Below are 21,435 nucleotides of genomic sequence, written 5' to 3' on the forward strand. Positions count from 1 at the left end.
TCCGGCACGGTGGCCGAGGCGGACGCGCCGCTGACCGTGCTCCCGACCCCGTCCCGTCCGGCGCACCCGCCGACACCGCGGCCGACCCCGTCGCCGACCGCGCCGCCCGCACGGCCCTCGCCGACCCCCTCGCCGACTCCCTCGCCGTGGGCGAGCCCGTCCCCGACGCCCGGGAAGCCCGGCCCCACACCGGCCGCCACGCCGACCGGCGGTGCGTCACCGAGCCCGACCGCCTGCCCGACGCTGCCCGTGCCGAGCGTCACTCCCGGTGCGACCCCCGGCGCCACTCCCGGCGCCACGGCGACCGCGACGCCGCCCGCCGGTCCGTCGCCGACCCCGGCAGCCACCGCGACCGCCGGCGCGACCGGGACCGCCACCGGGACGCCCACGCCGACGGGTTCGGCGACGGCTTCGGCCTCGCCCTCGCCGACCGCGCCGGTGCCGGGCGGCTGCCCGACGCCGACCGCCGCGGCGAGCCCCTCGGTCTCCGCCACCGCGGCGGCGCACTGATCGCACGCCCCGGCCGGTGCAGGAGGCGTTGCACCGGCCGGGGCGGTACGGCAGCCCGCGTGCTGCCGACAGGATCTGCGGGCCGGGGCGTGCCAAGCTGGCACCAAGGGGTCGGCGCACCCACCGGGCGGTGCCGTCGGCGCCCCGGTCCGCCCGGCCTCCGACGAAGGCTGCACCCATGAGCGACACAGGTGCCGGGCGAGCACCGCGGTCCTCGCGGCCCTGCTGCCCCGGTCCGGCCGTGCCCGCGCGACGGCCACCGATGTCTGCGCATGTCCCGGCACGGCACGTGTCCCCCGACCGCCCCTGCACCCCCGCGGCGGTGGTGCCCACCGCACCGGTCGCACCGCCCTGCACGGTCGCGGCCGACACCGACCGCGCGGCGCGGACGGGACGCGGGGACCTGCCGACAGCCCCGTCCCACGCCCCGCGAGGCCGTCATGGACCCGCACGTCCCCGGTGACCCGCCAGCCGCGGCCGCCGCACCCGATCCGCAGCCGGAACCGGAAGCGGAACCGGAGCCCGACCCGCCCGACCCACCCGACCCGAGCGACGACAAGGAGCGGGCGAACCTGGCCGCGGTCGGCCGCCGGCTGCACCAGCGCTTCGACGCGACCGCGGGCACCGCGGCGGTGGACCGGGCCCTGGACGAAGCGCTCCACCGCTTCGACGGCAGCCGGATCCGCGCCTTCGTGCCCGTCCTCGCGGAACGCATCGCCGTCGACAGCCTCCGTGCCGCACCGGCCGCGCCCTCCGCGGACCTGCGCGGCCACGTCCCGCCCGACGGCCTGCCCGACGGCGTCTGAGTCCGCTCCCCCACCGGGGGTGAAGCTCAGTCGACGGGCAGGGTGTCCAGCCAGCGGCGCAGCCGGTCGCCCTCCCGGGTCATGATCTCCGGGTCGCGCAGCGCGTTGGCGAGCAGGGACATGCCCTGGTAGGCGCCGACCAGCGTGACGGCCTGCCCGTGCGGGTCGGGGGCGTCGAGCTGCCGGAACTGCTCGGCGGCCCAGTCGAGGAGACGGCGGATCACCCGGGCCGCGGACTCGTCCAGTCCGCCGGGCGGGCGCTTGTCGACCTCCATGGCGAGCGTCCCGGTGGGGCAGCCGTAGCGCGCGGCGGTCTCGCGCTGTTCGACCCAGGCCGCCACCAGGCCCTTGAGGCGCTCCCTCGGGTCGGGCAGCAGGTCGAGCCGGCCGGTGAGCGCGTCCAACCGTCCGGTGTGTTCGGCGAGCGCCGCCTCGACGAGCTCGTCCTTGGTCTTGAAGTAGTAGTAGACGTTGCCGACGGGCACCTCGGCGACCTGCGCGATGTCCGCGATCGAGGTGCGCTCGACGCCCTTCTCGTGCAGGACGGCAGCGGCGGCGGCGGTCAGGCGGCGGCGCTTGGCGGCGGCGGCTTCGGCCCTCGACAGGCCGGGTGAGTCAGTCACCCGACTGACTATAGACAGCCCGCTCGCCGCGGGCTAGGCTCACAGCCGTTCACCGAGTGAGTCAGTCAACTCACTTCTATATGTCACGAGGGAGAAGCCATGATCGTGGTCACGGGCGCCACCGGGAACGTCGGCCGGGCGCTGGTCCGGCACCTGGTCGAGGCCGGCGAGCAGGTCACCGCGGTGTCCCGCCGCCGGCCCGAGGACCCGCTGCCGCCGGGCGTGCGGCACGTGGCCGCGGACCTGGCCGACCCGCCCGCCGTCCGGGCGGCCATGGACGGGGCCGAGGGACTCTTCCTGCTGGTGGCGGGCGAGGACCCGGCCGGCCTGGTCGACCGGGCCCGGGCCGCCGGGGTGCGCAGGATCGTCCTGCTCTCCTCGCAGGGCGTCGCCACCCGGCCGGACAGCTACGCGCACGCCGCACGCTTCGAGGCCGCGGTGGCGGCCGGCGCACCGGAGTGGACGGTGCTGCGCTCCGGCGGTCTCGCGTCGAACGCCCTCGCCTGGGCCGAGCCGATCCGCACCCACCGCGCGGCCGCCGGGCCCTTCGCCGACGTCGGCCTGCCGTTCGTCGACCCCGAGGACGTCGCCGCGGTCGCCGCGGCCGTGCTGCGCGAGGACGGCCACCACGGCGCCACGTACGTCCTCACCGGGCCGGAGCCGAGCACACCCCGGAGCCGCGCGGCCGCGATCGCCGAGGCGATCGGGGCGCCGGTCGCCTTCCACGAGCAGACCGCCGAGCAGGCCCGGGCCGAACTGGCCCGCTTCATGCCGCCGCCCGTCGTCGAGGGCACCCTCGCCGTCCTCGGCACACCCACCCCCGACGAACGGCGCGTCAGCCCCGACGTCGAACGCGTCCTCGGCCGTGCACCGCAGCCCTTCGCCGCCTGGGCCGTGCGCAACGCCGCCGCCTTCCGCTGACTGCACCCACCGCCTCGTCGCGGCCCGGCCCCGCGCGGGTGTCGGGTGGCGGAGGCGGATCCTCCGACGCCTGTCGGATGCCCGGTGCCGCCGGGGCGTGGGACGGTTCTTCCCGGGCGCCCGCCGGATCACGAGGGTTTCCGGCGGGCGCCGCCCGCACCGCCCGGGCCCGCACCGCGCGGTCGCCGCACGGCCCGATCCCCGTCCCGGAGGGAGCACCGGCATGGCCCACGCCTTCGACCCCGAGCTGGCCGCCGCGCTGGCGCTGTGGGCGCCGGTCGACATCGCGGACCTGGCCGCGGCCCGGGCCGCCCAGGCCGCCGAGTTGGCGGCCGCCCGCGGGCGCGCCGACAGCACCGGGGTGAAGGTCGAGGACCTCCTCGTCCCGGGCCCGCCCGGCGCGCCGGAGGTACCGCTGCGGACCTACCGGCCGGTGGACCGTCCGGGGCCGCTGCCGGTGCTCTACACCGTGCACGGCGGCGGCTTCGTCCTCGGCTCGCCGGAGGTCGACCACGAGGAGAACCTGTCCTTCTGCCGGGAGTTGCAGGCCCTGGTCGTGTCGGTGGACTACCGGCTGGCCCCCGAGCACCCCTACCCGGCGGCCCTGGACGACTGCTGGGCCGGCCTCCGCGGACTCGTCGGGCGGGCAGCCGAGTTGGACGCCGATCCGGGCCGCCTCGCACTGCGCGGGGACAGCGCCGGCGGCGGGCTGGTCGCCGCGCTGGCGATGCTGGCCCGGGACGGCGGCGGTCCCGCCGTCCGGCTGCAGCAGCTGCACAGCCCGGCGCTGGACGACCGGTTGGCCACGCCGAGCGCCGTCGAGTACACCGACACCCCGGTGTGGAACCGGCGGAACGCCGAACTCTCCTGGGCCGCCTACCTCGGCCCCGGCCGGCCCGGTGACCGCCGGGCCGCCCCCGGCCGGTTCGCCGCACCCGCCCGCGCGGCGAGGGCCGACCTGGTCGGGCTGCCGCCCGCGCACGTGACCGTGATGCAGTTCGATCCGCTGCGGGACGAGGGCATCGACTACGCCCGGGCACTGCTCGCGGCCGGCGTGCCGACCGAACTCCACCTGCTGCCGGGGACGTTCCACGGCGCCGGGATGGTGGCCCACGCCGGCGTCGTCCGCCGGGCCCGGGCCGAGGCGGTCGCCGTGCTGCGCCGGGCGCTCGGCCGGTGAACGGGAGGCACGCACCGCCCGCCTGCCGACCGCTGTTACCCGGACGGCCGAGGTCGGGCCACGACCGGTCGGCCGACACCCGGCCCGCCGGTGCCCGCCCTGCCCGTGTTCAGTCGGCCGCGGAACGGGTGAGCCGCCAGGCGTACCAGGCGAGTTGGGCCCGGAAGCGGTCCTGCGGATCGCGCAGCCGCCAGCCGGTCTCCTCCTCGACCCTGGCCAGGCGCGCCGCCACCGAGCTGTGGTGGAGGTGGAGTTCGGCCGCGGCCTGCCGCAGCGAGCCGGTCCGGCAGAAGGCCGCGAGCGCCGCCACCGCCGGTGCGCTCTCCTCCCGTCCGGACAGGTCCTCCAGGGCCCGGACGTCCGGGCGGCTGCGCAGCCGCTCGAACGGGAGGTCGGCGAGCAGGGCGACGGTGCCGAGCGCCTCGTGGTCGGCGACCGCCTCGGCCGGACTGCCCGCGACGGCGAACCGCAGGGCTGCCCGGGCCTGGTGCCACGATTCACCGGCCGCCAGCGCGTCCACCGGGCCGCCGACGCCGACCCTGGTGCCGCGCCCGTTCGACGGTGCACCCGTGTGCGGCCGCGGTCCGCCACCACGGCGGCCGCGTTCCGCCACTGCGGCGCGCAGCAGTTCGGCCGGTGGGGTCGGACCGTCCGGACCCGGCTGCTGGAGCAGCACCGCGCCGACCGCCCCGAGCCTCGCCACCCGGACCGTCCCCGGCACGGTGCCGTACCCGAACAGCGCCGCCGCCTCCGCCCCCGCGTCCGTGCCGGCATCGCCCGCCACCGCGACCACCCGCAGCGGCCGTTCCGGCACCAGTCCGAGCAGCCGCAGCGCCCTGGCCCGGTCGGCCACCGCCTCCCGGCCGGAGAGCACGAGTTCCACCAGTGCCGGGTCGGCGACCTGCCACGCCCCGGTGCCACCGGCCACCACCCGGGCGGCGATCGCCATCCACTCCAGCACCAGGTCGTCCAACGGCCCTGCCGTGCCGGGGCGTTCCAGCCAGACCCGGCCCGCCGTGCCGAGCTCCGCGACGGTGGAGGTCCGCCCGGGCGGGCCGGCCAGTTCACCGCCGTCGGCCGCGAACCGCACGGGCCCGCCCCCGGCCGGCTGCCAGCCGGCCGGGCACTCGGCGAGTCCGGCGGTGGAGCGCACCAGGGCGGCGGCGTCGAGCGCCCCCGCCGACAGCAGCGCCTCGTAGTGGGCGATCACCCGGACGGCCGCGGCGGCATCCGCGTCCAAGGCCGACAAGCGCAGCAGCAAGCCCTTCACAGCCCGCAGTCTAGAAAGGACAGGGACATGCCCGACAGTCGTCTGCACGCCCGATCCGCCCCGCTCCTACGGCGGTTGCGCTCACTGCCCGCCCTGCTGCTGGGGGCGGTGCTCCCGCTGCTGGCCGCCCTGCTGCTGGTGGCCCCGACCGCCGGGGCGGCCGGCCTGACCGAGGTGACCGGCTTCGGCGGCAACCCCAGCGGCCTGCGGATGTACCTGTACGTGCCGGCGAACGTGGCGCCGCGGCCCGCCGTGCTGGTCGCCGTCCACTACTGCACGGGCTCCGGTCCGGCCTTCTACTCGGGCACGGAGTTCGCCTCGCTGGCCGACCGGTACGGCTTCGTCGTGGTCTACCCGTCGGCGACCCGCAGCGGTGGCTGCTTCGACGTGTCCTCGCCGCAGGCGCTGAGGCGGGACGGCGGCAGCGACCCGGTGGGGATCCGGTCGATGGTCGGCTGGGTGCAGCAGCACTACGCGGTGGACAGCGGCCGGATCTTCGTCACCGGCGCCTCCTCCGGCGCGATGATGACCAACGTGCTGCTGGGCGACTACCCGGACGTGTTCAGCGCCGGCGCCGCGTTCATGGGGGTGCCGTTCGGCTGCTTCGCCACCACCGACGGCTCCTCGTGGAACAGCGCGTGCGCCAACGGCACGGTCAGCCGGACGGGGCCGCAGTGGGGCGACCTTGTCCGCGCCGCGGATCCCGGCCACACCGGCCCGCGGCCGCGGATGCAGCTGTGGCACGGCACCGAGGACACCACCCTGCGCTACCCGAACTTCGGCGAGGAGATCAAGCAGTGGACGGACGTGCTGGGCGTGAGCCCGGCCCCCGTCCTCACCGACCACCCGCAGAGCAGCTGGACGCGCACCCGCTACGGCAGCGCCGACACCCGGCCGCCGGTCGAGGCGGTCAGCGTGCAGGGCGCCGGCCACACCCTGCCGACGGCGGGCATGGCGGCACAGGCGATCGCCTTCTTCGGCCTGGACGCCTCCGGCCCGAGCACGCCGCCGACCACACCGCCCAGCACTCCCCCGTCCACGCCGCCGACGACCCCGCCCACGGGTGCGGCCTGCCGGGTCGGGTTCACCGCCGACGCCTGGAACACCGGCCTGACCGCGTCCGTCACCGTCACCAACACCGGCGGGAGTGCGGTGAACGGCTGGTCGCTGGCCTTCACCCTGCCCACCGGACAGACCATCACCTCCGGCTGGAACGCCACGTACAGCCCGGCCTCGGGAGCGGTCACCGCGCGGAACGCCCCGTACGACGCGGCGATCGCACCCGGCGCCTCGGTGTCGATCGGCTACCAGGCCGCCCACACCGGCAACACCGCCGCCCCGACCGCCTTCGCCCTCAACGGCGCCCCCTGCGCCCTCGGCTGACGCCGTGGGTGGCGCACCGCGAGGGGCGCGGGGACTCCGCAGTCCCCCGCGTCCCTCGCGGTGCGCCGTGTCCCCGGCGGACACCGCCGCCGTCCCGGCCCGCGTTCACTCCTCCAGCTGCTGCTCGGACCAGATGGTCTTGCCGGACGGCCCGTAGCGGCTGCCCCAGCGGTGGCTGAGCTGGGCGACCAGGAACAGGCCGCGGCCGCCCTCGTCGGTGGTGCGGGCGCGGCGCAGCCGGGGCTGGGTGTTGCTCGGGTCGCTGACCTCGCAGATCAGGACGGTGTCGTGGATCAGCCGCAGGCCGACCGGCCCGCCCGCGTAGCGGACGGCGTTGGTGACCAGCTCGCTGACGATCAGCTCGGTGGTGAAGGCGAGGTGGTCGAGCCCCCAGTCGTCGAGCCGGGCGGCGACGACGGCGCGGGCCTCGGCGACGCTGGCCGGATCGGCGGGGAACTGCCACTCGGCGACGGCGTCGGTGCCGAGCGCGCGGATGCGGGCGAGCAGCAGGGCGGTGTCGTCGGAGACCGGCGCGGCGGGGCCGGTGGTCAGTTCGCGGCCGATCGCGGCGAGGCTGCCGCCGGTGGCGGCGAGCGCGGCGAGCCGGTCGGCGAGGGTGTGGACGGCGGTGTCGAGGTCGCCGCCCTGCCGGACGAGCAGGCCGTCGGTGTAGAGGGCGAGCAGCGAGCCGGGGGCCAGCTCGACGGTGGTGGTTTCGAACGGCAGGCCGCCGACGCCGAGCAGCGGGCCGGGCCGGACCGGCAGCGGGCGGGCGGTGCCGTCCGGGTCGACGACGACCGGGGGCGGGTGGCCCGCACTGGCCAGGGTGCACTGCCGGCCGACGGGGTCGTAGAGCGCGAAGAGGCAGGTCGCGCCGATGGTGTCGCGGTGCGCCGGGTCGGCCTCGGCGGCGAGCCGGGCGACCAGTTCGTCGAGGCGTGTGAGCAGTTCGTCGGGCGGCAGTTCGAGGTCGGCGAGGGTCTGGACGGCGGTGCGCAGCCGTCCCATCGTGGCGGCGGCGTGCAGTCCGTGGCCGATGACGTCGCCGACGACCAGGGCGACCCGCAGCGAGGGCAGCAGGATGGTGTCGAACCAGTCGCCGCCGATCTCGACCCCGTCGGTGGCGGGCAGGTAGCGGCCGGCCGTTTCGAGGGCGGAGGTGCGGGTCGCGGCACGCGGCAGCAGCCGCTGCTGGAGGGCGACGGCGGCGCGGTGCTCGCGCGCGTAGCGGCGGGCGTTGTCGACGCTGAGCGAGGCGTGCGCGGCGATCTCGGCGAGCAGTGCGGCGTCCGCGTCGTCGAAGGGTTCGGGCCGGTCGATCCGCCAGGCGGCGATGGTGCCGAGGACCAGTCCGCGGGCGAAGAGCGGCGCCACGGCGAGGCAGCGGGCCCGCTCGGGGACGATCAGGCGGACCAGCTCGGGTTCGGCGAGCCCCGCCAGCAGGGTCGCCCGGTCGAGGACGACCGTGCCGCCGGCCTGGAGCCGGCGCACCAGTGGGTGGTTCGGCAGCCGCGGCACGGCGTCCCCGTCGCGCAGCGCGCCGAGCGGGCCGGTGTCGCCCTCGGCGTGCATGGCGACGCGGCGCAGGTGCAGGTCGCCGCCGCCGGAGGTCTTCGGCGGCTCGTCGCCGGTGAGGACGGGCTCGGCGAGGTCCACGGTGACCAGGTCGGCGAAGGCGGGCGCCAGGACCTCGGCGATCTCCCGGGCGGTGGTGACGACGTCCAGCGAGCCGCCGATGCCGGCCACCGCACGGTGGCGCAGCTCCAGGCGGCGGGCGGCCCGCCACTGGGCGGTGGCGTCGGTGAGCAGCGAAGCGACACCCGCGGGCTTTCCGTTCCGGTCCTCCAGCCGTACGGCGGAGAGGAGGACGGACCACTCCTTGCCCGGGTCGGTGAGCGAGCGGACCTGCTGCTGCCGGGCGGCCCGGGGCCGGCCGGTCTCCAGGACGATCCGCAGCTGGTTCTCGGCGCCGGCGGCGTCCGGGCCGGCGATCACCTCGGCGAGGGTGCTGCCGACGGGCAGGGTGGGCATGCCCGGCAGGGTCGGCGTGCCGGGGCCGGTGTTGGTCCGCTCGACCACGAGGTCGGTGCCGCGCAGCACGAATCCGATCCGGCTCTGGGCGAGGAGGGCGCGCAGCAGCGCGGCGCCCTGGTCGAACTCCTGCGCGAGGTCGGTGCGGACGGCGAGGAGGAGGCGGCTCCCGGTGGCGCCGGTGTGTTCCATCGGCAGCAGGCGGCAGTGCACGGGGACGGCCTCGCCGGCCGGCCCGATCAGGTGCAGTACGCCGACGGCGGGCAGTTCGTCACCCGTGGTGACGGCGGCAGCGGGGTCGGACGGCTGCGGGGCGGCGAGCTGCTCGGCGAACGGCCGTCCGCAGGTCTGCCGGGCCGTGCGGCCGGTGAGCTCCTCCGCCGCGGCCGACCAGGCGAGAACCGTCCCCTGCGCGTCGATCACGGCGGTCACGACGTCGTCGAGGACCCCGCCGCCGTTGAGGCCTCCCGCATCGCCCATCCTGCTCCTCCACAGGTCACGGACCGCTTCCTCCAGTATGGGTATTCCCACTGCGGCGCGAGTCGGCGCACTGTTCGCGCGCCGGATCGACTACGGCCGGTGAGGGCGGGGGCGGGCCAGCGCGGTCGGGCGGGAGCAGGAGCGGGCCCGGCGGCTCAGGCGGTGGCCCGGGGCCGGACGCCGGTGGCGGCCAGCGGCGAGGCCCACAGCGGCAGCACGCGGGCACCGGCTGTCACGGCGGCCGCGTGCCGGGGTGCGGGCCGGGGTGCGGGCCGGTCGGCGAGCAGCGCGGGCAGCTCGGCGGAGGTGGCGGGACGGTGGGCGGCGAGGGTGGTCGGGCTCATGTCGACGACACTATGCGTCACCACTGACAACGGACGGGGGCGAGCCCGCGACCGGCCGCCGGGGTCACCCGGCGTGGCCGGGCGGTTCCCAGACGGAGCTGTCGTGGGCGAAGAGCACGCGTCGCGGGTCGAGCTCCAGCAGCCTGTCCAGCCAGGGCCGGTGGCCCGGGAGCGGCGGCTGCACGCCGTCGAGGGCCGCCCGGCGGGCGAGGTGGTCGGAGGAGAACTCGGAGGCGGAGTCGTGCGCCTGGCCGGCGAGCACCACCGTCCCGTCGCCCTTGCGGACCACCAGCGACTGGTGGCCCTCGGTGTGCCCGGGGGTGGGGACGACGAGGAGGCCGGGCCGGATCTCGGCCTCGCCCGCGAGCTCCTCGTACCGCACCCCGGGGAAGTCGACGAGCTCGTCGACGGTGTGGCCGCCGGTGCGGGCGGCGGCCAGCTCCGCGGACTGGACCAGGATCGGCCGACCGGGCAGCAGCGGGTTCCCGCCGCAGTGGTCGAAGTGCAGGTGGCAGTTGACGACCAGGGAGACGTCCTCCGGGCGGGCGCCGACGCCTTCGAGGGCGGCCTGCAGCGGCCGCCGCCGGGGCCGGTAGTGGGCCTCGGTCTCCGGGCCGGCTGCCCCGATGCCGGTGTCGAAGAGGATCAGCTCCCCGCCGTGGCGCAGCAGGTAGGCGAGCACGGGTTCGACCCGCGGCTGCGGGCCGCCGGTCTCGGACGCGGGACGGACGATGTACCCGAGGTCGAGGCGGTGGACGACGGTGTTCTCCATCCCGCCAGCCTGGCAGCCCGGCGCGCCTTGGTCCGGCTGTCCGCCGACGGCGGACGCGGCCCCGGCCCCGGCCCCGATCCCGGGCACAGACCCGGACCCGGGCCGTCGACGGGGCGTCAGCGGAGCACCTCGCCGGCGCGCACCACTGGTCGTTCCGCCGGGACGGTGTCTGCCACCCCCACGGCGTCCGGCACCGCCGTGGTGTCCGGCGCCGCCGTGGGCGGGCCGGCCGCGGGTCAGGGCAGGTGCCAGACCTGGGCCGCGGTGCTGCCGCAGTCGTAGAGGCGGAGGCTGCCGGAGGCGGTGGCGTCGAGACAGCGCCCCGAGGCGGGGTTGAGCAGCGCGGGCCCCGCGCCGAAGCTCCACTGCCAGGTCTGGGCGCCGGTGCCGTTGCAGGTCCAGAGCCGGACGGAGGTCCCGTTGGCGGTGCCGCCGCCGGTGGCGTCGAGGCACTTGCCGAGGGCGCGCAGCGTGCCGTCGTCGCCGAGCGTCCAGGTCTGGGCGGGGGTTGCGTCGCAGGCGGTCCGGCTGTCGACCGGGGTGCCGTCGGCGGTCCGGCCGCCGGTGACGGCGAGGCAGGTGCGGCCCGCTCCGGCGGTCACCGGCCCGGTGGGGCCGGTGGGGCCGGCCGGGGCGGCGGGCCAGGGGATCTGCGGCGAGCGGTAGTAGCGGATGCCGAGCAGTTCCCAGCGGGGGCCGTGGGTGGCGATCCGGCGGGCGAAGTCGGTGAAGTCGTGGGCGGCGGCGGGCGACCAGCCGAGCTCGGCGAGGGCGGGCAGCCGGGGGTGGCTGAGGTGGTCGAGGTCCTGCGGGGTGGCGGCCGTCTCCGTCCACAGCGGGGCTTCGACGCCGCGGACGGCGGAGGCGGGCGCGCCCTGGAGGTAGCCGTCCGGGTCCCAGTCGTAGGCGGTGCGGACCTCCAGGCCGGAGGGGGTGGCCCAGCGCTGTCCGAGGACGGTGCCGGCGGTGTACTTCTGGTCGAGGTAGGCGAACCGGGCCGGGGCCATGATCAGGCCGGTGCCGGCGGCGGCCGCCGCGGCGAGGTCGGGGTCGTCGCCGGTGGTGTCCCAGTCCTCGACGAGGGTGGACGGCTGCAGGGTCGCGCCGGTGATCTGGTTCCAGGCGGCGGCGGTCTTGCCGTGCCGGGCGACGTCCTGCTGCACCCAGGTCATGAAGTCGGCGTACTGGGCGGGATCGGTGGTGTGCGCCTCGTCGCCGCCGATGGCGAGGTAGGGGCCGGGGGTGAGGTCGGCGAGCTGACCGACGACGTCGTCGACGAACTCCTCGGCGGCCGCCCGCCCTGCCGGGGTGCTCAGGCAGAGCGAGCTGAAGCCGACGTCGGTGCCGGTGTAGGGCGGCGGGGCCTGGCCGTCGCAGTTCAGCTCCGGGGTGGCGGCGAGGGCCGCGTTGATGTGGCCGGGCAGGTCGACCTCGGGGACGACGGTGATGTTCTGCGCGGCGGCGTACGCGACGATCGCCCGGTAGTCGTCCTGGGTGTAGTGGCCGCCGGGGCCGCCGCCCACCTGGGTGGAGCCGCCGATCGAGGTCAGTTCGGGCCGGCCGGCCACGGCGATCCGCCAGCCCTGGTCGTCCGTCAGGTGCAGGTGCAGGTGGTTGATCTTGTAGCGGGCGAGTCCGTCGATGTGGCGCTCGACCTGGGCGACGGTGAAGAAGTGCCGGGCCACGTCCAGCATCGCTCCGCGGTACGGGTAGCGGGGGTGGTCCACGATGTGCCCGCCGGGGACGGTCCACGGGCCGGGCTGCACGGTGGCCGACTCGATCGGTGCGGGCAGCAGCTGGCGCAGCGTCTGCACCCCGTTGAACAGGCCCTGCGGCTGTGCGGCCCGGATCACCACGCCGGTGGCGGTGACGTCCAGTTGGTAGCCCTCGGGGCCGACGGACGGGTCGGCGCCCGTCAGCAGCAGGGCGATCCCGTCGGCGGGCGCGGCCGCCGACGCGGCCGTCCGGACGGTCAGCGGATAGCCGGTGGCCGGGCGCAGCAGCTCCGCCAGCCGGGTACCGATCCGTGCGGCCTCGGCGGAGCCGGCCTCGGTGGTGATCGCCGTCTGCGCGGTGAGCGGGTAGCCGGTCGCCGGGTCCGGCTGCACCAGGACGGGCCGGGGCACGAGGCCGCTGCCCATCGTGGCCGCGGCCGGGGCCTGCGCGGCCCGTGGACCGGTCGGTGCGGGCAGGCCGAGCACGGTCAGTGCCAGGGCGGCCGCCGCGAGCGCCACTGCCGACGGCCGCCGGTGCGGGGTGCCGCTGCGCGCGGGCTGCGGGCGGCGGGGCGCGGAGCGGGGCATGGCGTCCTCCGTTGCTGGTCCGGGCCCTGACGTGCCCGCGGGTGCGGTCCTGACGCACCGTGGGACGGGCCGCGGCCCGGCCGCAGGGGTGTCCCGTTCGGTCGGCACCGGGCCTGCGACGGCATCACCCTATGGCAGCGGCTGCGGCCCGGCGCGGCGGGTCACCGGCGTCGTTCGGCCGCGGACGCATCGGCCCCGGCGGCGGCCGTCACCAGGGCGAGGGCCGCCGCCACCGTCTCCGGGAGGGTCTCGCGGACGGGTGCGCCGTAGTGCCGGGCGAGGTGCAGCAGGTAGCGGTTGCGCTCGGGGTTCGGGCAGTCGGGCGGGCAGCCGAGCACCGTCCGCCCGGTGGTGACGTCGTGTCCGAACTCGACGTTGGTGGTGAAGCCGGGCAGGGTGCGCAGGTCCCTCGGGATCCAGAAGAGGATCGCGGTGGCGCCGGCCCGGGCGGCGGTCTCCCAGGCGAACTGGTGGTCGTAGTCGGCGGCGCGGAAGCCGCCGCGGTCCTCCGGGAGCAGCACCGTCAGCGGCTGCGGCCCGTCCCACCGCTCGGCGAGCAGGTCGACGGCCTGCGGCCGCCAGGACGCCACCCGTGCCGCCCGCGGCGTCGGTCCGGCGAGGAAGACGCTCGGGCCGGACGGGATCTCCTCGCGTGCCCACACCTGTCGGACGGTGCCCGTCATCGTTGCCCCTCCGCCGCCGTTCCGCGCTCGCCCGTGCGGGGCGAGACTACCGGCCGGAGGGGGCGCCGCGGGTGAGCACCCCGGCGAGGGCGGGCGCGAGGGTGTCGGCGAGCAGCCGGGTGCCGGTGTCGTTGAAGTGCAGGTGGTCGCGCGGGTCGTGGACGCCGTCGCGCAGCCGTTCCGGGGCGGCGGGGTCGCGTGCCGCGAGGTCGAAGTCGGTGCGGGCGTCGATGTCGCGGGAGGACCGGATCCAGGAGTTGACCCGTTGTCGGACCTCCTCCCGTTCCTCCGTCCAGAGGGTGCTGCCGCCGAAGGGCGGGATCGTCGCGACGACCACCCGCAGGCCGTGGGCGTGCGCCAGGGCGGTGATCCGCCGGATGCCCGCGATCAGGTCCCGGGCGGAGGCGTCGTGCAGGGTGATGTCGTTGATGCCCTCGTAGAGGACGAGGGTCCGGGCGTCCGGCTGGGCGAGGACGTCGCGGTCGAGGCGGTTGAGCGCGGCGGGCCCGGCGGCGCCGGTGCTGTCGGTCAGCAGGGAGTTGGCGGACAGCCCGGCGTTGGCCATGCCGGTGCCGGGGGCGGTGCGGCGCAGGTCCGCGGCGCAGAGGTCGGGCCAGCGGTGGTCGGCGTCGGGTCGGGTGTGGGCGCCGTCGGTCTGCGAGTCGCCGAGGGCGACGAGGGTGCCGCGGCCGTCCGCGGTGGCGAGGTCGACGCCGGTGAGGAAGGCCCAGTACGGGATCGGCCGGGTGAACGCGGCGCCGCCGGTGTCGGTGCTGTGGTCGCCCGCGCCGGCCGCGGTGGTGTAGGAGGTGCTCAGCGCCCACACGTGGCGGGGCGCGACCAGGACGCGGCCCGGCAGGTGGATGCTCACCAGCAGTTCGTCTCCCTCGGCGACCGGGAGGTCGACCGGGTCGCCGTAGGCGTCGCCGCCGGCCGGGACGGTCGTCCGCGTCCGCCCGGCGAAGGTCACCGGGACGGGCGCCGCCCGGGCGGTGCCGTGGTCGGCCCGGACGGCGAGCGTCACCCGGCCGAAGGTGACCGGCACGGGCGAGAGGGCGTTGGTCAGCCTGATCCGGACCGTCCGCCCGGCCAGGTTCGGGTGGACGACCATCCGCAGCGTGCGGTCCGTCCAGCCGTCGGGCTCCGGCACGGCGGACGCGGTGCCCGGGGACGCCGTCCAGGCGGCCTCCCAGACCCGGCCGCCCGGCGCGTCCGTGGTGTTGCGGACGGCGAGGTCGAAGACGTGGAGTGCCGGGGCGCGGTCGTGGCGGTCGTCGCGGAGCCGGGGCAGGGTCACCGCGACGACCGCCTTGCCGCGGTCGATCGGGACGGCCGCCGTGTAGAGCCGCGCCTGCTCCGGCACGGTGCCGGCCGGGGTGTGGCGGTGCGGCAGGGTCAGCGCCGCCGCCGCGGTGCTCCCGGCCGCCCAGTCCCCGACGGTGAGTTCGTAGCCGCTGCTGGTGCCGTCGGCGTAGCGCACCGTGCCGGTGCCGGTGGCAGGGCCGCCGGTGGCGGTGGCGAGGAAGCCCAGGGCGCTGCCGCGGCCCGAGAGGGCCACGTCCTGGCCCGCCGCGAGGACGTTGTCGGGCCGGCCGGGTGCCACGTCGGCGCGGGTGTAGGTCGTGCCGTTGACGGTGATCCGCGCGCCCCGTGCCCATCCGGCCGCCGCCAGGTCGGCCTCGGCGAGGCTGCCGCCCCTCCCGTCCAGGTCCCCGGCGGGGGCGCTCCCGGCGGTGACTGCGGCGTTGTCGTAGAGCGCGGCCAAGGGGGCAGCGCCCTCGGCGGCGGCGCCCGGCGGCGCGGCACCCGGGGACAGCAGATGGGCGCCCACCACCGACAGGACGGTCAACGCGGCCGTCGGGCCGGCAGCCGGACGCACCCGGAGGCGGTTCACGGCATCCCTCGACGTCACTGTAGGTCCGCGGTCCGTCCACCGCCCCAGCAGCGGAACCCGTCCACAACCTTTTGGTTGTGCAAACGGCTGGTTGTGCATAGGCTGGCGTCATGACGGTCGTCGAGGACGAGTTGAGCCTGGTTTTCGCCGCGCTGGCCGATCCGACCAGGCGGGCGATACTCGAGCGGCTCGCCGCCGGCAGCGCCACCGTGGGCGAGCTGGCCGAGCCGTTCGCGATGAGCCAGCAGGCGGTCTCCAAGCACCTGAAGGTGCTGGAGCAGGCCCGCCTGATCTCCCGCACCCGGGCGGCGCAGTCCCGCCCGTGCGTGCTGGAGCCGACCAACCTGGACGCGGCCACCGACTGGATCGGCCGGCACCGCCGCGTCTGGGCCGACCGCCACGACCGCCTCGACGCACACCTGGCCGCGCTGGGCGCGGAGCAGCGCGGCGGCGGCGCCGAGGAGACGAGCACCCCATGACCACCACCGGCGAACTCACCTACCGGCGCATCCACCGGGCCACGCCCGAGCTGCTCTTCGACTGCATGACCACCCCGGAGCACCTGACCCGCTTCTGGGGTCCGACCGGCACGACCACCCCGCTGGACGGCATCGTGGTCGACCTGCGGCCGGGCGGCGCCTTCGAGACCACCATGGTCAGCGACGCCGACGGCAGCACCCACACCATGCGGGCGGTGTACGCGGAGGTCAGCCGGCCCGACCGGCTGGTCTGGGTCGAGGCCGACGTCGAGGGCGGCATGCGGACCACCGTCACCTTCACCGACCTGCACGACGGCCGGACGGAGGTGGTCACCCATCAGACCAACGTCCCGGCCGCGTACCTGAGCGCCGCGGCGCAGGCCGGCTTCGCCACCGGCCTCGACCGCTTCGAGGCGTACGTCGCGGGCCTGGACGCCGGGCACGACTGAGCCCGCCGGCGCCGATCCCCCCGGGGGCCGCCGCGGCACCGGTCTCCGTGCAGCCCCGATCTCCATGGAAGGCAGGGAGTCACCATGCCCGTCCTCACCTCCACCGACGGCACCCGCATCGCCTACGAGTACGGCGGCGCCGGACCGGCGCTCGTCCTGGTCGACGGCGCGCTGTGCCACCGTTCGGCCCGCCCGCTGGCCGCGCTGCTGGAACGGGACTTCACCGTGTACGCCTACGACCGCCGGGGCCGCGGCGACAGCGGGGACACCCCGCCCTACGCGGTGGACCGCGAGGTCGAGGACCTGCGGGCGGTGGTCGCGGCCGCCGGGGGCCGGGCGGCCGTGCACGGGACCTCCTCCGGGGCCGCACTCGTCCTCCGGTCGGCGGCGGCCGAGCCGGGGATCACCCGGATCTCCCTCTACGAGCCGCCGTTCGTCGCCGAGGCCGGTCCGGCCGCGGAGGCGAAGGAGTACTCGGCGCGGCTGCACGAGCTGCTCGCCGCCGGCCGCCGGGGCGATGCGGTGGCGCTGTTCATGACGCACGCCGGGGTCCCCGCGCAGGCGGTGGCGGGGATGCGGACGCAGCCGCACTGGCCGGCGTTCGAGGCGATCGCCCCGACGCTGGGGTACGACGACGCGGTGCTGGCCGACGGCTCCGTGCCGCGCGACCTGGCACGGCGGGTCGGCGTGCCGGCGCTCGTCCTGGCGGGCGGTGCGAGTCCGCCGGTGCTGCAGCAGGCCGCCCGGGCGGCCGCGGAGGTGCTGCCCGGTGCGGTGCACCGCGTTCTGGAGGGTCAGACGCACGACGTGGCGGCGGAGGCGCTGGCGCCCGTCCTCGCGGAGTTCTTCCTCGGCTGAGGCCCGATCGGGGCCCGGTGCGGCGGCGGTCCGTGCTGAACTGTCGTCATGGACAACGCCCGATACCTGGAATGCCTCGCGGCCGATTTCGCCCGGCTGCGGTCCGTGGTGCCGCTCGCACCCACCGCGGCCGTGCCGACCTGCCCGGGTGGACGGTCACCGACCTGGCCCGGCACGTCGGCGCCGTGTACCTGCACAAGATCGCGGCGATGCGGGAGGGCGCCGAACCCGAGCAGTGGCCGCCGAAGGGGCTCGACGAGGAGGAGCCGATCGCGCTCCTCGACCGGGCCTACCAGGGCCTGCTGGCCGAGTTCGCCGCCCGCCGCCCCGAGGACCCGGCCGGCTCCTGGTACGCGCCGGACAGGTCGGTGGGTTTCTGGATCCGGCGGATGGCGCAGGAGACGGTGATCCACCGGATCGACGCCGAGCTCGGCACCGGGCAGCGGGTCGCGCCCGTCCCGGCCGATCTCGCGGTGGACGGCATCGACGAACTGCTGAAGGTCTTCGTGGCGTACGGCGTCGAGGAGTGGGGCGACTACTTCACCGGGATCCTGGCGGACTCCCCCGGCCGCGGCTACGAGGTGCGGACCGAGGGCGCCGCCTGGCGGCTGCGGACCGGCCCCGGGGTGTTCACGGTCGAGGACGGGGCCGGCGACGGCCCGGCGGACACCGTGGTGAGCGGTCCGCCCGCGGCCGTGCTGCGCTGGGTGTGGAACCGTCAGGACGGCGACCCGGCGCCCGGTCTGACCGTCGAGGGCGATCCCGACGCCGTCGCGGAGCTGAAGCGCTGCATCGTCACCGCCACCCAGTGACCCCCGGCGGGGGCCGGAGGGCTGCCGGTCGGCCGACCCGTTTGTGCGCGGCCGCCCCCGGCCAGCACGATGTCCCCGCACGGCCGGTCGGCACGGCCGTCAGGTGACGGGAGCAGGGATGATCCGCTGGGTGTACGCGTTCGTGGACCGGCCGCGGGAGCGGTTCGCGCAGGCCGCCGGGTTCTGGACGGCGACGACCGGCACGTCGCTGTCACGACGCCGGGGCGCGGACGGCGAGTTCGCGACCCTGCTGAGCGAGGGGACGGACGCCTGCCTGAAGCTCCAGGGCGTGGCCGGCGGCGCCGGCGGCGCGCACCTGGACCTGGCGGTCGAGGACGTCCGGGCGCTCGCCGGCCGCGCCGTCGAACTGGGTGCCTCGGTACTGGCGGACGAAGGCGACGGCCTGGTGGTCCTCGCCTCCCCCGCCGGGCAGTCGTTCTGCGCGGTGCCCTGGCGCGGCGAGTCCCGCCGTCCGGAGGTCCACGCGGGCACCCGGCTGGACCAGCTCGCCGTCGACGTCCCGGGCGGGGCGTTCGAGGCCGAGACGGCGTTCTGGGGCGGGCTGACCGGCTGGCCGGTGCTGACCGGCTCGCGGCCGGAGTTCCGGGTGGTCGAGTCGCCGGCGGAGCTGCCCGTCCGGATCCTGCTGCACCGACTGGACGACCCCCGGCCGACCGGCGCCCACCTGGACTTCGCCTGCGCCGACCGCGCGGCCGCCCGGCGCGCCCACGAGGACCTCGGCGCGGTCTTCGTCGCCGAGCACAGCCACTGGACGGTGATGCGCGACCCGGCCGGCGGCACCTACTGCCTCACCGCCCGCGACCCGCACACCGGCGCCCTGGGCTGACGGCGGGAGCGCTCAGCGCCGCCCGTCCGCGACCGCCGCCGTGGTGAGCCGGTCGGCGAGGGCGCAGGTCAGCACGGCCGCGGTGAGGGCGGCGACGGCCGCGCCGAGCAGCGCCGTCTCGTAGTGGGCGCCCGCCGTCAGACGTCCGGCGGCGGCGCCCGCGAGCAGGGCCGCGAGCACGGCAGGCAGCAGGGCGAGCGCCGCGGTACGGGGGCGGGCGGCCAGGACGGGGACGGCGGCCGCGAGGAGGACGAGGAGCCCGGCCGCGGCGGCGAGCGGCGGGGTCCCGAAGGTGACGCCGTACCGGATCGCCAGGGCCGGGACGAAGAACAGCACCAGTGACCGGCGCAGCCCGTCCGCGAGCATCCCGGTGGCCGGCCGCGCCGCCGGGCCGGCCGCGGCCGGGATCCGGCGGCGGAGCAGCGTGGTGGCGGCGAGGACGGCGACCGCCGCGGCCGCGCCGGGGAGGCGGCCGGGCAGGCGGCCGAGGTTGTAGAGCAGCGCCGTGTCGTAGACGGTCAGCACGAGGTGGCCGAACGCGGCGAGGTCGACGGCGAAGAGCAGCAGGCCCGCGGTGCCCGGCGGCCCGGCCGGGGTGCGGGCGGCCCGCGCGTCGCGCCGTACGACGGCGGCGACGGCGGGCGGGGTGAGCACGGCGGAGAGCAGCCGGATCGCGATGTCCTGTTCCGTCCACGGGGTGCGCAGCTGCCATTCGACGGTGCAGAAGACGGCGGTGCAGGAGGCCGCGGCGAGACCGAGCAGCGGCGACAGGGCGGCCTGCCGGTACGCCACCGGGTCGAGTCGGCGCAGGACGGTCAGGAACACCAGCAGGACGAAGGGCAGTTCGAGCAGCGCCGGGACGCGGAGCAGGCTCGGTGCGAGCAGTTCCGGTGCGGGCACGTGGGCGGCGAGGGCCCGCACGGTCGGCCCGTCGGCGAGGTCGAACCAGCCGGGCGGCAGCAGCCGGGCGACGAACGAGGCGTCGCCGTCGTGCACCCGCAGCAGGTAGACGGTGACCAGCAGCTGGTTGAGGAGGATCAGTGCGGTGACGGCGGCCAGTGCGGTCTCCGCGGTGACCCCGGCCGGTGTGCCCGGTGCGGCCGGTGCGGGGCGGCGCAGCACCCGCGGGGCCTGCCGGAGGGCGACCGCGACGGAGCCGGCCACGGCGGTGTCCACGAGGAGGGTGCCGGTCGACATGGTCCGTCACTCTAGGAAACGGGCCGGACTGTTCAGCGGTGCGGGTCCTCCAGGGTCTCCAGCAGGGTGCGCAGGGTGGCCGCCAGGCCGTCCCGGGCGGCGGGGTCGAGCGCGGCGAGCAGGCGTTCCTCGGTGGCGAGGTGGTCGGGCAGGGCGCCGTCGATGAGGGCGAGTCCCTTGTCGGTGAGGGAGACCAGGACGACCCGGCCGTCGGTGGGGCTGGGGCTGCGGGTGACGAGGCCGTTGGCCTGGAGCCGGTCGAGCCGCTGGGTGACGGCGCCGGAGGTGACCATCGCGGAGCGCATCAGTTCGGCGGGGGTGAGCGGATGGTCCGGGCCGTTGCGCCGCAGGGTGGCGAGGACGTCGAAGGAGGCCGCGTCGAGGCCGTGCGCGGCGAAGGTGCGCCGCATCTCGGGCTCAAAGGCCGCCACGACCCGCTTGAGCCGGCCGATCACGGCCATCGGGGAGACGTCCAGGTCCGGGCGCTGCCGGGCCCACTGGGCGAGGACGGTGTCGACGTGGTCTGCCATGGAATCAGCCTAGCGGATCTCTTAGCAGTGAGATACATTGCCTTAGTGCTAAGAAATCGACGGCTGACCGTCCTCCTGCTGACCGCGATCGCCCCGGCCGTCTGGGGCTCCACCTACCTCGTCACCACCGAGTTCCTGCCGCCCGACCGCCCGCTGACGGCCGCCATGCTCCGCGCGCTGCCCGCCGGCCTGTTACTGGTCCTGCTCACCCGCCGCCTGCCGAGCGGCAGTTGGTGGTGGCGCTCGCTCGTGCTCGGCTCCCTCAACATCGGCGTCTTCCTCGCGCTGCTGTTCGTCGCCGCCTACCGGCTGCCCGGCGGACTCGCCGCCACCGTCGGCTCCGTCCAGCCGCTGCTGGTCGCCGGACTCTCCGCCCTCCTCCTCGGCGAACGCCTCACCGCCCGCACGGCGGCCGCCGCCGTCGGCGGCATCGCCGGCGTCACCCTCATGGTGCTGCGCGCCGAGGCCCGGCCGGACGCCGTCGGCATCGCCGCCGCCCTCGGAGGCGCCGCCGTGATGGCCTCCGGCGTGGTGCTCAGCAAGCGCTGGGCCCCGCCCGCAGGACTGCTCGCCGTCACCGGCTGGCAGCTCGTCGCCGGCGGACTGCTGCTCCTGCCCGTCGCCCTGCTCGCCGAGGGCCCGCCGCCCGCCGACCTCACCGCCCGCAACCTCGGCGGGTACGCCTACCTCGGGATCATCGGCGCCGCCGTGGCCTACACCCTGTGGTTCCGCGGCATCAGCGCCCTCTCCCCCACCCAGGTCACCTTCCTCGGACTGCTGAGCCCACTGGTCGCCACCGCCCTCGGGTGGCTGGTGCTCGGCCAGGGACTCACCGCCCTGCAACTGCTCGGCGCCCTGCTCGCGATCGGCTCGGTCGTCCTCGCCCAACTGCGCCACCGGCCCGCCGCCCCACCGGCCGCACCGGCCGCGCTGACCGCAGAACAGGCCCTCCGACCCGCCGAGTTCACCGGCAGCCGCACCGACGACTGACCGTCCCCGGCTTCGGCCGCGCCCCGGGCGGCCACCATCCCGCGAAGAAGATCACCTACGGCCACCAGGAGGC

20 protein-coding genes and 1 pseudogene are annotated in these 21,435 nt (G+C 76.8%); 10 read left to right on the forward strand and 11 right to left on the reverse strand.

What is annotated here, in order from left to right:
- A pseudogene (locus tag AB0442_RS24540) lies at nucleotides 1-494 on the reverse strand (hypothetical protein); the annotation flags it as partial.
- 456 nt (nucleotides 495-950) lie between these two features.
- Between AB0442_RS24540 and AB0442_RS24545 the strand changes: the two are divergent.
- Nucleotides 951-1,316, forward strand: a complete 366-nt coding sequence (locus tag AB0442_RS24545) for a three-helix bundle dimerization domain-containing protein (RefSeq protein ID WP_366165337.1) — start codon at nucleotides 951-953, stop codon at nucleotides 1,314-1,316.
- Nucleotides 1,317-1,342: 26 nt separating this feature from the next.
- Here the strand turns inward: AB0442_RS24545 and AB0442_RS24550 are convergent, their stop codons facing one another.
- Nucleotides 1,343-1,939 carry a TetR/AcrR family transcriptional regulator gene (locus AB0442_RS24550; protein WP_366165338.1) on the reverse strand — a complete coding sequence of 199 codons (597 nt, stop codon included), beginning with the start codon at nucleotides 1,937-1,939 and terminating at the stop codon, nucleotides 1,343-1,345.
- Nucleotides 1,940-2,038: 99 nt separating this feature from the next.
- Here AB0442_RS24550 and AB0442_RS24555 point away from each other — a divergent pair, with 99 nt between their 5' ends.
- Both AB0442_RS24555 and AB0442_RS24560 read left to right on the forward strand, forming a co-directional pair.
- The gene (locus AB0442_RS24555) at nucleotides 2,039-2,860 is read left to right on the forward strand and encodes an NAD(P)H-binding protein (protein WP_366165339.1); all 822 of its coding nucleotides are present in this window, start codon (nucleotides 2,039-2,041) and stop codon (nucleotides 2,858-2,860) included.
- 223 nt (nucleotides 2,861-3,083) lie between these two features.
- Complete coding sequence (locus AB0442_RS24560) at nucleotides 3,084-4,040, forward strand: alpha/beta hydrolase (RefSeq protein ID WP_366165340.1); 957 nt, start codon at nucleotides 3,084-3,086, stop codon at nucleotides 4,038-4,040.
- A gap of 109 nt (nucleotides 4,041-4,149) precedes the next feature.
- On the opposite strand, the gene AB0442_RS24565 is transcribed toward AB0442_RS24560, so the two are convergent.
- Nucleotides 4,150-5,310: a helix-turn-helix domain-containing protein gene (locus AB0442_RS24565; protein ID WP_366165341.1), complete on the reverse strand. Its 1,161-nt coding sequence runs from the start codon at nucleotides 5,308-5,310 to the stop codon at nucleotides 4,150-4,152.
- A gap of 27 nt (nucleotides 5,311-5,337) precedes the next feature.
- On the opposite strand from AB0442_RS24565, the gene AB0442_RS24570 reads away from it, so the two are divergent.
- Nucleotides 5,338-6,693, forward strand: a complete 1,356-nt coding sequence (locus AB0442_RS24570; protein ID WP_366165342.1) for a PHB depolymerase family esterase — start codon at nucleotides 5,338-5,340, stop codon at nucleotides 6,691-6,693.
- 105 nt (nucleotides 6,694-6,798) lie between these two features.
- On the opposite strand, the gene AB0442_RS24575 is transcribed toward AB0442_RS24570, so the two are convergent.
- The 6 genes from AB0442_RS24575 to AB0442_RS24600 form a co-directional block, all read right to left on the reverse strand.
- On the reverse strand, nucleotides 6,799-9,204 hold the full coding sequence (locus tag AB0442_RS24575) for a SpoIIE family protein phosphatase (protein ID WP_366165343.1): 2,406 nt from the start codon (nucleotides 9,202-9,204) through the stop codon (nucleotides 6,799-6,801).
- Nucleotides 9,205-9,359: 155 nt separating this feature from the next.
- The gene (locus AB0442_RS24580; protein ID WP_366165344.1) at nucleotides 9,360-9,548 is read right to left on the reverse strand and encodes a hypothetical protein; all 189 of its coding nucleotides are present in this window, start codon (nucleotides 9,546-9,548) and stop codon (nucleotides 9,360-9,362) included.
- A 64-nt stretch (nucleotides 9,549-9,612) separates the two neighbouring features.
- On the reverse strand, nucleotides 9,613-10,320 hold the full coding sequence (locus AB0442_RS24585) for an N-acyl homoserine lactonase family protein (protein WP_366165346.1): 708 nt from the start codon (nucleotides 10,318-10,320) through the stop codon (nucleotides 9,613-9,615).
- Nucleotides 10,321-10,556: 236 nt separating this feature from the next.
- Entirely contained in the window at nucleotides 10,557-12,623 is a 2,067-nt protein-coding gene (locus AB0442_RS24590) for a family 20 glycosylhydrolase (protein WP_366165348.1), read from the reverse strand.
- 161 nt (nucleotides 12,624-12,784) lie between these two features.
- Nucleotides 12,785-13,306: a nucleoside 2-deoxyribosyltransferase domain-containing protein gene (locus AB0442_RS24595; RefSeq protein ID WP_366165350.1), complete on the reverse strand. Its 522-nt coding sequence runs from the start codon at nucleotides 13,304-13,306 to the stop codon at nucleotides 12,785-12,787.
- A 46-nt stretch (nucleotides 13,307-13,352) separates the two neighbouring features.
- Nucleotides 13,353-15,200 carry a GDSL-type esterase/lipase family protein gene (locus AB0442_RS24600; protein WP_366165352.1) on the reverse strand — a complete coding sequence of 616 codons (1,848 nt, stop codon included), beginning with the start codon at nucleotides 15,198-15,200 and terminating at the stop codon, nucleotides 13,353-13,355.
- Nucleotides 15,201-15,310: 110 nt separating this feature from the next.
- On the opposite strand from AB0442_RS24600, the gene AB0442_RS24605 reads away from it, so the two are divergent.
- The 5 genes from AB0442_RS24605 (at nucleotide 15,311) to AB0442_RS24625 (ending at nucleotide 18,645) form a co-directional block, all read left to right on the forward strand.
- Nucleotides 15,311-15,679: a metalloregulator ArsR/SmtB family transcription factor gene (locus tag AB0442_RS24605; RefSeq protein WP_366165354.1), complete on the forward strand. Its 369-nt coding sequence runs from the start codon at nucleotides 15,311-15,313 to the stop codon at nucleotides 15,677-15,679.
- Nucleotides 15,676-16,128, forward strand: coding sequence for an SRPBCC domain-containing protein (locus AB0442_RS24610; protein ID WP_366165356.1), 453 nt, complete (start codon nucleotides 15,676-15,678; stop codon nucleotides 16,126-16,128). The genes AB0442_RS24605 and AB0442_RS24610 overlap by 4 nt, the downstream gene beginning before the upstream one ends.
- 84 nt (nucleotides 16,129-16,212) lie before the next feature.
- A complete protein-coding gene (locus tag AB0442_RS24615; RefSeq protein ID WP_366165357.1) occupies nucleotides 16,213-16,986 on the forward strand; it encodes an alpha/beta hydrolase in 774 nt (257 codons plus the stop codon).
- 185 nt (nucleotides 16,987-17,171) lie between these two features.
- Entirely contained in the window at nucleotides 17,172-17,798 is a 627-nt protein-coding gene (locus AB0442_RS24620; protein WP_366165359.1) for a maleylpyruvate isomerase family mycothiol-dependent enzyme, read from the forward strand.
- Nucleotides 17,799-17,916: 118 nt separating this feature from the next.
- On the forward strand, nucleotides 17,917-18,645 hold the full coding sequence (locus AB0442_RS24625; RefSeq protein ID WP_366165361.1) for a VOC family protein: 729 nt from the start codon (nucleotides 17,917-17,919) through the stop codon (nucleotides 18,643-18,645).
- A gap of 12 nt (nucleotides 18,646-18,657) precedes the next feature.
- Here AB0442_RS24625 and AB0442_RS24630 read toward each other — a convergent pair whose 3' ends face one another.
- The gene (locus tag AB0442_RS24630) at nucleotides 18,658-19,842 is read right to left on the reverse strand and encodes a hypothetical protein (protein ID WP_366165363.1); all 1,185 of its coding nucleotides are present in this window, start codon (nucleotides 19,840-19,842) and stop codon (nucleotides 18,658-18,660) included.
- Between the two features lie 32 nt (nucleotides 19,843-19,874).
- Nucleotides 19,875-20,372, reverse strand: coding sequence for a MarR family transcriptional regulator (locus AB0442_RS24635; RefSeq protein ID WP_366165365.1), 498 nt, complete (start codon nucleotides 20,370-20,372; stop codon nucleotides 19,875-19,877).
- Nucleotides 20,373-20,417: 45 nt separating this feature from the next.
- Here AB0442_RS24635 and AB0442_RS24640 point away from each other — a divergent pair, with 45 nt between their 5' ends.
- Complete coding sequence (locus tag AB0442_RS24640) at nucleotides 20,418-21,362, forward strand: EamA family transporter (RefSeq protein ID WP_366165366.1); 945 nt, start codon at nucleotides 20,418-20,420, stop codon at nucleotides 21,360-21,362.
- Nucleotides 21,363-21,435: the final 73 nt, after the last annotated feature.

Source organism: Kitasatospora sp. NPDC085895 (assembly GCF_040702125.1).
In the GTDB taxonomy this organism is placed as follows: domain Bacteria; phylum Actinomycetota; class Actinomycetes; order Streptomycetales; family Streptomycetaceae; genus Kitasatospora; species Kitasatospora arboriphila.

What these genes read in the sequence shown, in the direction of transcription:
- AB0442_RS24545 (WP_366165337.1), top strand. Translation starts at nt 951, where the DNA reads ATGGACCCGCACGTCCCCGGTGACCCGCCAGCCGCGGCCGCCGCACCC.
- AB0442_RS24555 (WP_366165339.1), top strand. Translation starts at nt 2,039, where the DNA reads ATGATCGTGGTCACGGGCGCCACCGGGAACGTCGGCCGGGCGCTGGTC.
- AB0442_RS24560 (WP_366165340.1), top strand. Translation starts at nt 3,084, where the DNA reads ATGGCCCACGCCTTCGACCCCGAGCTGGCCGCCGCGCTGGCGCTGTGG.
- AB0442_RS24570 (WP_366165342.1), top strand. Translation starts at nt 5,338, where the DNA reads ATGCCCGACAGTCGTCTGCACGCCCGATCCGCCCCGCTCCTACGGCGG.
- AB0442_RS24575 (WP_366165343.1), bottom strand. Translation starts at nt 9,204, where the DNA reads ATGGGCGATGCGGGAGGCCTCAACGGCGGCGGGGTCCTCGACGACGTC.
- AB0442_RS24580 (WP_366165344.1), bottom strand. Translation starts at nt 9,548, where the DNA reads ATGAGCCCGACCACCCTCGCCGCCCACCGTCCCGCCACCTCCGCCGAG.
- AB0442_RS24585 (WP_366165346.1), bottom strand. Translation starts at nt 10,320, where the DNA reads ATGGAGAACACCGTCGTCCACCGCCTCGACCTCGGGTACATCGTCCGT.
- AB0442_RS24590 (WP_366165348.1), bottom strand. Translation starts at nt 12,623, where the DNA reads ATGCCCCGCTCCGCGCCCCGCCGCCCGCAGCCCGCGCGCAGCGGCACC.
- AB0442_RS24595 (WP_366165350.1), bottom strand. Translation starts at nt 13,306, where the DNA reads ATGACGGGCACCGTCCGACAGGTGTGGGCACGCGAGGAGATCCCGTCC.
- AB0442_RS24605 (WP_366165354.1), top strand. Translation starts at nt 15,311, where the DNA reads ATGACGGTCGTCGAGGACGAGTTGAGCCTGGTTTTCGCCGCGCTGGCC.
- AB0442_RS24610 (WP_366165356.1), top strand. Translation starts at nt 15,676, where the DNA reads ATGACCACCACCGGCGAACTCACCTACCGGCGCATCCACCGGGCCACG.
- AB0442_RS24615 (WP_366165357.1), top strand. Translation starts at nt 16,213, where the DNA reads ATGCCCGTCCTCACCTCCACCGACGGCACCCGCATCGCCTACGAGTAC.
- AB0442_RS24625 (WP_366165361.1), top strand. Translation starts at nt 17,917, where the DNA reads ATGATCCGCTGGGTGTACGCGTTCGTGGACCGGCCGCGGGAGCGGTTC.
- AB0442_RS24630 (WP_366165363.1), bottom strand. Translation starts at nt 19,842, where the DNA reads ATGTCGACCGGCACCCTCCTCGTGGACACCGCCGTGGCCGGCTCCGTC.
- AB0442_RS24635 (WP_366165365.1), bottom strand. Translation starts at nt 20,372, where the DNA reads ATGGCAGACCACGTCGACACCGTCCTCGCCCAGTGGGCCCGGCAGCGC.